This is a genomic window from Psychrobacter aquaticus CMS 56, from assembly GCF_000471625.1.
GTDB lineage: Bacteria > Pseudomonadota > Gammaproteobacteria > Pseudomonadales > Moraxellaceae > Psychrobacter > Psychrobacter aquaticus.
The window spans coordinates 1-4,312 of record NZ_AUSW01000020.1; the positions used below are offsets into that span (position 1 = coordinate 1).

Annotated in this window: 1 protein-coding gene; it reads right to left on the minus strand. The window is 43.9% G+C overall.

Going from position 1 to position 4,312, the window contains the following annotated elements:
* A partial coding sequence (locus M917_RS06230; protein ID WP_040642172.1) for an ESPR-type extended signal peptide-containing protein occupies positions 1-3,741 on the minus strand: 3,741 nt, incomplete at its 3' end.
* Positions 3,742-4,312 lie beyond the last annotated feature (571 nt).

The window sequence follows — 4,312 nt, forward strand, 5'->3', positions numbered from 1 at the left end:
GCCATCTGCCACATTGGCGATGACTTGGTTGCCAGCATTGATACCTGCTGCAGTGATGCTTGGACCTGTAGCAGCACCTGTGCTATCAGTGAAGCTTAAGCCAGTTTGATTAACAAGCGTACTGTTGCCAGCTGCATCAGCTGCAGTCAAGCCATTAGCACCATAGTTACTGGTGTTGGTGCCTTCAGTAACAGTAGTGCCCGCACCAGTCGTGGTGGTTACATTATTACCCTCACTAAGGGTGTTACTAGTAGCAGTACTAATATTGGTATTGCCTGCAGCATCAATCATGCCCTCAATTGATGCTAGATTTACATTAGCATTACCTGCAGCATCGACTATTGCATTACCTATAGCCCTGCTTTGATTGAAATTACCTGCACTGTCAGTCAAAGTGGTCGTTTCGGCACCATAGTTACTGGTATTACCATTGGCATCTGTTGCAGTCAGACCTGTCGCATCATAGCTGCTAGTGTCAGTACCATTAGTGACGTTGGTGCCTGTTGCTGTCACAGCTGTGAGGTTGCCTGTGCCATCGTCAATTCTAACGCCCATATTGTTGGTGACGGTGTTACCCGTTCTAACGCTACCAGTTACACCAAGGTCGATGTTTTCTGCTAGGTTATAGTTGATACCATTAGACCCATCATTGGTGACCAGTAGGTTGCCATCAGTGTTGGTAAAGTCAACGGTTTCACCCAATTGAACGTTGTCAGCTTTACTGCCCGCTGCGCGGATGTTAAAGCCTTGGTTCGCTTGTGCTTGAACGTTAGCAATGTCACTAGTATTGGTAGTCGTACGACCATCTAAGTTACCCAGTGCACTACCTACGTTATTAAAGTCAGTAGTGGTCGCATCATTATTGCCGTTGTTTAGGGTATAAGTAGGTGCGCTTACTGTGCCAGTCGCCGCAGTGTAAGTTGCGCCGCCACCTAGGTTGGTTGCAGTGCTGATGCCTAACGCATCTGTTTTGGTATCAGCAGCACTGCTTGCGGCTTGCAGCTGACCGAGGTTCACGGCATCGCTTGTGGCAGTACCATCTGCCACATTGGTGATGACTTGGTTGCCAGCATCGATGCCACGTGCAGTGATGCTTGGACCTGTTACAACGCCATTAACATCAGTGAAGCTAACACCAGCTTGGTTAACAAGCGTACGATTGCCAGCGGCGTCTATAGCTGTGAGCCCAGTTGCACTATAGGTGCTGGTATTACCAAGGTTATCTAAAACATCAGTACCCGTTGCTCTGCTTATAGTCCTATTACCTGCCGCATCAATCATGTCATTGCGTGATGCTGTGCTTATATTCCTATTACCTACTCTATCGCCTATGAAATTATGTCTTGCAGTGCTTTGATTCCAATTACCTGAAGCATCCATTATGTAATTACTTATAGCGGAGCTTTGATTCTGATTACCTTTACTATCGGTCAAAACTGTCCTTCCAGCGCCATAATAACCGAAGTTACCTGAGGAATCTGTTGCAGTCAGACCTGTCGCATCATAGTTGCTAGTTCTATTACCATCAGTAACGTTGGTGCCTATTGCAGTCACAGCCGTGATGTTTCCAAAACCATCATCAATCCGAACACCCGCGTTATTCGTGATGGTGTTGCCTGTTGTGACACTGGTGAGCGCAAGATCGTCCTTGGTTTTAACTTCGTAATTGCTTGAACCATCACTGTTGGTGGTTTCAGTCACGACGATGTTTTTGTCTTCGGTGATAGTATTCTTCGCTTTGATTGCTGAGTCTCTAACGCTGCCAATTGCGGCGTCAATGGTGTTCTCACCCGTACCGCCGATGTTGGTGGTAGTGATCAAACCGTTAGTGTTAATGGTATTGCCGCCAATGACGTTTTTAACCGCGTCTGAGGTTTGGAACAGCTGAGAGCCATTGATGGCGTCTGTGCTGTTTGCTGCAATGCGACCATCTGCCACATTAGTAATGACTTGGTTGCCAGCATTGATGCCAGCTGCAGTGATGCTTGGGCCTGTAGCCGAACCTGTGCTATCAGTGAAGCTTAAGCCAGTTTGGTTAACGAGCGTACGATTGCCAGCCGCGTCTATAGCTGTGAGCCCAGTTGCACTATAGGTGCTGGTATTACCAAGGTTATCTAAAACATCAGTACGTGTTGCACTGCTTATATTACTATTACCTGCAGCATCGAACATTCCATCGATTGTCGCTCTGCTTACATTAGCATTACCTGCAGAATCGGTTATGTTGTTAGTTATAGCAGTGCTTGCATTTCTATTACCTGCAGAATCAACTATGAAATTACCTATAGCGACGCTTTCATTCCTATTACCTCTACTATCAGTCAAAGTTGCGCTTTCAGCATCATAGCGACCCGTATTACCATTAGCATTTGTTGCAGTTAGACCTGTCGTTCCATAGTTACTGGTATTAGGGCCGTTAGTGACGTTAGTGCCAGCAGCCGTTAGGTTAGTTATATTGCCGTTGACATCTTTAGCAGTAACACTATCAACGGTAATTTCGTTTGCAGTGGCAATGGTTATACCATTATTGACACGACTAATTTTTATGTTTTTACCATCTACAAACTGGACAGTATCACTAGATTTAACAGCTGAAGCAGTATCGTTATTGGCTTGAATCTTAAATGTTTGGTTCGTTACTGTTCGTAGCTGAGCCACGTTTACCGCGTCAGAATCGCTAGTACCGGCTGCCAAACCAGTCAATTGACGAGTAATACTAACGCCATCTCCCAACGCAACAGCTGCTCGAGTAGATTGCCATACATTTGACGTTTCTTTAGTTGCGCCTCCAGTAGAAGGATCAAAACCGGCAATACCAGCCCCTATATTTGCAATAGAGCCTGTGCCTATAGCAACACCCCCTGCTATATTAGCTCTAGCACCTGCGCCAATGGCAGTTGCATCGGCTGCTGCACTGGAATTACTACCGATAGCAGTTGCATTGTTGCCAGTCGTATTAGCACCTGAGGTAGCAGTGTTACCAGAGCCAATAGCAATGGAGTTCACACCACTTGATCTTGAGTTAATACCTATTGCAACGGAGCCTGTACCTGATGCCCTAGAAACTGCACCAATTGCTAATGCACCTTGCCCTGCAGCTGCAGCGTTAACGCCCAATGCTACAGACGCTGCACCACTGGCTGTCGACGTCATACCAAGGGCAGTTGAGAAATTACCAGAAGCAATCGCTTGCACACCCAATGCTGACGCTCCTGCCCCAGAAGCAGTGGTTGTTGGATAACTACCCGCAACTAATGTTCCACCAGTAAGGTTCGTATATTGCGCCGCCTGTGCTGTGTTAGTTGCAATTTTATCAATATCATCGCCACCAATTGCTACTGATGAGTTACCAGAGGCAACTACGTTTGCACCAAGTGCGACTGACTGATCACCCGTTGCTTGAGTTTGTGCTCCAATAGCGATACTTTGACCAGTGCCAACACCTGTTGCCGCTCCAGTACCTATAGCAATAGCATCTGCACCGTTGGCAGTTCCTCCCCCCGCAGCATAAGGTGCTGCAAAAACTTGAGGAGATATACTCAACCCTGCTGTCACTAACCCTATACTTAAAGCACTCAACCGTAATAACCGCACCCCTCCTGCGGCCATGTCACTGGATACAATGGAAGCACTAGCACCTACGACAGTACTTGAAGATTTGCCACGGCTCTTCGCGTATTCAGCGACGGCCATAAAACAGTTTAATGACTGATTCCAAATGACTTTATAACTACGATTCATGCGACTTATATCCTATAAAAAATTGAGGGATCGGTTATATAACAGACAAACCTACAGTTAATGAGAGGTCATCAAAAAAACGTTAGGTTTTATGTGGAAATATTAGAACAGAAAGAATCAAAAAATATTTATTAACGTATTTAATACTTACTTAACTATATTAATACCTAGTTGAGTATATTAATATAAGTAAATATACAGTCAATGCCGTTCATCTACTTTTTGATACCTTATGTCTTTATTTTATTTTTTAATACTTTAGTCTTTCTTGCACCACCACCCAACCCATTGAAATAATAATGTTTTTATTTTTCATAATTATTTTGTATTGAAATTTTTGACTCAATAATATCCAGTTTCTAATTTTTTAAAGAGTCGTTTAACAAACATAAAGCCATACTACTAGTAGTGATTAATATAATAAATTACGCCCTTTTTTCTATGTGTATCTAAGAATTTTTAAAATATTGATCAAATAGATCAAGTTCTATGAAATTTTTATGCAATAAAAGAAAAATATGGCGCTAATGAATTATCGCCAAATAAAGCCATAGTTTTTTGCTTCTATCGT